Here is a 667-nt window from a genome sequence, read left to right on the forward strand (position 1 = left end):
ATCTGATTGTTTATTTTACCACACAAGGAGACTTAGACAATGGAAGCTATACCAACACAGCTACCGCTACAGGTACCCCATCTGGTGGAAACCTCTCTCCAGTTTCAGATTCATTTACTATTACTGCCATCCAAACTCCAGACTGGACCATCACCAAATCTACTTCAACTGCTGACTATTCGGCCGTTGGGGATGTGATAAATTACGAGATTCAGGTAGCCAATACTGGAAATGTAAGTATTAGTAATGTAGTCCTAACAGACCCTAAGGCCACAGGAGGCATTACCCTTACTGCTGGAGATAACGCACCTACAGACGTGTTGGATGTGGGAGAAACCTGGATCTACACTGCTTCTCATACAGTGACCCAAGCCGATATAGATGCAGGTAGCTATAGCAATACGGCAACCGTTGCAGGAACAGATCCTTCGGGAAATTTGACTAGTCCGTTGACTTCAAGTACGATTACGGTGGATGCTGATCAGAATCCATCATGGACATTAGTAAAAAGTACAGGAACTGGGGGGCAAACTACTTATTCTCAGGCTGGGGAGGTTATACCTTTTGAAGCAGTCCTGACAAACACTGGAAATGTAGAGATTTCAGGAATTCAGTTAGATGATCCTAGCGCTGCAGATATAACATTGGATCCAAATGTTGGAAGTCC

1 protein-coding gene is annotated in these 667 nt (G+C 44.2%); it reads left to right on the forward strand.

What is annotated here, in order from left to right:
- The coding region (locus tag ACFOSV_RS17190) for a DUF7507 domain-containing protein (RefSeq protein WP_449224155.1) at positions 1-667 on the forward strand (667 nt) is incomplete at both ends.

It is taken from the genome of Algoriphagus namhaensis, from assembly GCF_042649705.1.
In the GTDB taxonomy this organism is placed as follows: domain Bacteria; phylum Bacteroidota; class Bacteroidia; order Cytophagales; family Cyclobacteriaceae; genus Algoriphagus; species Algoriphagus namhaensis.